Annotated in this window: 4 protein-coding genes; 2 read left to right on the top strand and 2 right to left on the bottom strand. The window is 43.3% G+C overall.

Annotated features, from left to right (window positions below; all coding sequences use genetic code 11):
• Positions 1–627, top strand: a 627-nt coding sequence (locus B9J87_RS11160; protein ID WP_141201574.1) for a DUF3466 family protein, incomplete at its 5' end; no start/stop codon positions are given.
• Between the two features lie 169 nt (positions 628–796).
• On the top strand, positions 797–970 hold the full coding sequence (gene rmf / locus B9J87_RS11155; RefSeq protein ID WP_010320553.1) for a ribosome modulation factor: 174 nt from the start codon (positions 797–799) through the stop codon (positions 968–970).
• Between the two features lie 136 nt (positions 971–1106).
• On the opposite strand, the gene fabA is transcribed toward rmf, so the two are convergent.
• Both fabA and B9J87_RS11145 read right to left on the bottom strand, forming a co-directional pair.
• Positions 1107–1625, bottom strand: coding sequence for a bifunctional 3-hydroxydecanoyl-ACP dehydratase/trans-2-decenoyl-ACP isomerase (gene fabA / locus B9J87_RS11150; RefSeq protein WP_094150792.1), 519 nt, complete (start codon positions 1623–1625; stop codon positions 1107–1109).
• 71 nt (positions 1626–1696) lie between these two features.
• Positions 1697–3340: a S16 family serine protease gene (locus B9J87_RS11145; protein ID WP_017044702.1), complete on the bottom strand. Its 1644-nt coding sequence runs from the start codon at positions 3338–3340 to the stop codon at positions 1697–1699.
• Positions 3341–3402: the final 62 nt, after the last annotated feature.

Here is a 3402-nt window from a genome sequence, read left to right as displayed (position 1 = left end):
GGGGAAACCAAACGCCGAGGTGATAAACCTGAAAGTGGTGCAGCAGCGAATCGTATTTTCGTGGCAGATGCTAATAGCGGAACACCTGTAGCTAACTATCTATCGGGCGGCATTTTCTTTACTGGTGCTGGCGGTGAAGCGAAAGCGATCAACAATTTCAATGAAATTGTCGGTCAAATCGATGCAGAAAAAGGCCGTGAAGATGGAGGCAAACAACGTCGTCATCGTGGCTTTATCTATCCTTTCAACGGTACAGGGAGTAATGCAGCAAGAATGGCATTGTTCCAAAACCAAGGTTGGTGGTTAGATGATCTAACCAATGGCGGAACTTACTCACAGAGTAATAACCAGTTCCGTATTTTTGAAGCCTCAGATATCAACGATGATGGTGTGATTGCAGCAAGTGCATTTAAATGTACTGGTGGCTATGACGATTTCTCCCATAACTCATACTGTACTTCTGGAAGTGAAAGCGTTGTCGCGATTAAACTGATCCCGATTGCTGGCGCGGCGGCTAGCGATATTGAAGTCCGCAGCACGGCACTTCCACCCGTTGAACGTAAAGGCGGTAGTATGGGGTGGATTACTCTGACACTACTTGCTCTCTTTGGGTTCCGCAGAAAATAATTAAATAGTGTAAAGAATGGCGCAAGTTCACAATTTAGAATCTGCGCCTTTTTTGTAACTTGAGAAAGTCGAATTTTTGAGCAATTCTTAATTGTGGCGTAACAGATATGCCATGTAGATTTAATAGTTGTATGTAAGACACAAGTTACTGTATGAGGACTACACTATGATGAAGAGACAAAAGCGTGATCGCCTTGAAAGAGCACAGTCTCATGGGTATAAAGCTGGCTTAAACGGACGTTCCGTAGAGGCTTGCCCTTATCAACAAACGGACGCTCGTTCATATTGGCTAGGTGGTTGGCGCGATGCCAGAGATGACAAACAAGCTGGTCTCTACAAATAAACTCCCACATACATGCAAAAGGATTTAAGCCCCGGAAGGGGCTTTTTAGTATTCAAGCCACACTAAAGCACTATAACTAAGTATTTTGATGAGGAAAAAGCGACTCTATGAGTCGCTTATGAATAGTTTAACGTCACTAAAAAGCAGAAGTATCTTGGAAAAGACCTACTTTTAAGTCCTTTGCAACGTAAATCTCTTTGCCATCGACAAGAACGCGACCATCAGCTAGGCCCATTACAAGTTTACGGTTAACAACCCGTTTCATCGTGATTTCGTAAGTGACTTTTTTTGCTGTTGGTAGGATCTGACCTGTGAACTTGACTTCACCAACACCTAATGCCCGGCCTTTTCCTTTGCCACCAACCCAGCCAAGGAAGAAACCAACCAATTGCCACATCGCATCTAAACCTAAACAGCCAGGCATTACAGGATCGCCAGGGAAATGGCAATCGAAGAACCATAGATCAGGAGTAATATCTAACTCAGCAAGAATAAGGCCTTTACCATACTCGCCCTCGGTTTCTGACATTTTGGTGATGCGGTCCATCATCAACATATTTGGCGCTGGTAATTGAGGGTAGCCAGGCCCAAAAAGCTCACCTTGGCTAGAGGCTAGTAAGTCTTCATGATTATATGAATCTCGTTTATTCTGCATTATCAGTTACTCCAATTTTTGATAGGGTGCATATTAGGGAACACGTGTACGCTAAACAACTCCGATCAGTGCTACACAAACCAGTTTTTAATGCGCTCTGCAATACTGTGTGATTGGTCATGCCTTTCAAAGTTTTCAATACGTTGAGCAATTTTATTAATGATGCTTTCTTCGTCATCGCCTCTGAATGACGCACCCATAAGGATCGGTACGGCTTCATCAACTGTAGCGACTGGCCAAATATGAAATTCATCATTTTTAATGCTATTGACTACATCTTTATGAAGCGCAAGATGCTTTAGATTTGTTCTTGGTAGAATGACGCCTTGTCCACCCGTGAATCCCTGATGCTTACACACATGGTAGAAGCCTTCAATTTTTTCGTTTAGCCCGCCAACAGCTTGGACTCGCCCGAATTGATCAACCGCACCTGTCACAGCGATTTGTTGGTTAATGGGATGTTCAGATAAAGCGCTTACTAAAGAACATAACTCGGCTAGTGATGCACTGTCGCCATCCACTTCGCTGTATGATTGTTCGAAGACAACCGAAGCAGAATAGGGAAGCGGTGCGTCAAGGTTCATTGAGCTGCTTACAAAGGCTTGCATTATCATCATGCCTTTTGCATGCAAATTACCACCGAGCTCGGCTTTGCGTTCGACATCGGTAATATCACCGTCACCAAAGTGCACAACGCATGAGATACGAGCTGGTTCACCATAGGAAAGAGGATGGCCAGCAACATCGATCACCGTTAATCCATTGACTTGGCCGACTTGTTCGCCTTGAGTTTCGATAATGACTTGTCCATCAAGTATATCGTCGAGTGCTCGTTGCTGCAGATAAGACTCTCGATAATAGCGTTTGTCTAAGGCACTTTCGATATGAGATTTAGTAATCGGATACTGATTTGACTCTAAGGCCGCTTCTTCTATGAGTGTTCTGTGCCATATTACACATAACGGCGTGTAATGTTGATCTTCCGTGAAACGGGCACCTGCGGTCATAAGAGCAGGAATGGCATCTTCAGTCAGTGTAGGGAGTTGGTATTCTTCAGATATCCAACGTAAATAAGCGAGGTAGGTCAATATCGATTGTTCATCAATTTTCAGGTCCAACTCTAATTCGGTGTAGAAACAAAAGCTTGAGCGGACGTCTGCATCCAAATAGTCGACATCGGCTAACTGGTTTCTATCACCTAAAATGATCAGTTTGACCTCATATCTTTTAGAGATTGGTGAGGGGTGTGGTGATTTAGCATCACAATTAATGGGGCTTACATCTTCGCCTAATACTGCCGCTTTTAATAATGGCCACATTTTAGGATTAGCCAACAGCATATTAGCGGAGATCAGAAGATAACCACCATTGGCTTTATCCAATAAACCAGGAATTTCGCTGGTGATAAGCCCATTTTCAGCGCGGTATTGGCCAAAGATAGTCCCCATATCGAGGGACTCTGTACAAATAACGTGCGAGTTTGGCTTTATTACTTGAAGTTTTTGACTGACTAATTGACGATAGATTGAGTTATCTGGCGCGTTGATCAACATCACTCGTGTAAAACCTTTCAATTGAACAAACTGCTGAATAGCGGTTGCTAGTCTGGGCTGTGTGTCGAGTAATGTTACCGGAGATAGACTAGGGTACTGAGCTAGTTGCGAGTGGAATTGATCATACTGAGGTGTGACTGAACGCCAAATATTTTGAGTCATTGAAATCTAGTGTTTATTAAAAGAAGCCAGATTATATAGAAAAATAGCAATGTCTAACAGCT

This window comes from Vibrio sp. V19_P1S1T109 (genome assembly GCF_002241375.1).
Classification (GTDB): Bacteria; Pseudomonadota; Gammaproteobacteria; order Enterobacterales; family Vibrionaceae; genus Vibrio; species Vibrio anguillarum.
This window is presented reverse-complemented; position numbering and strand designations above follow the sequence as displayed.

Excerpts from the sequence above, each read along its gene's own strand:
- B9J87_RS11145 (WP_017044702.1), bottom strand. The coding sequence starts at position 3,340 with ATGACTCAAAATATTTGGCGTTCAGTCACACCTCAGTATGATCAATTC.
- fabA (WP_094150792.1), bottom strand. The coding sequence starts at position 1,625 with ATGCAGAATAAACGAGATTCATATAATCATGAAGACTTACTAGCCTCT.
- rmf (WP_010320553.1), top strand. The coding sequence starts at position 797 with ATGAAGAGACAAAAGCGTGATCGCCTTGAAAGAGCACAGTCTCATGGG.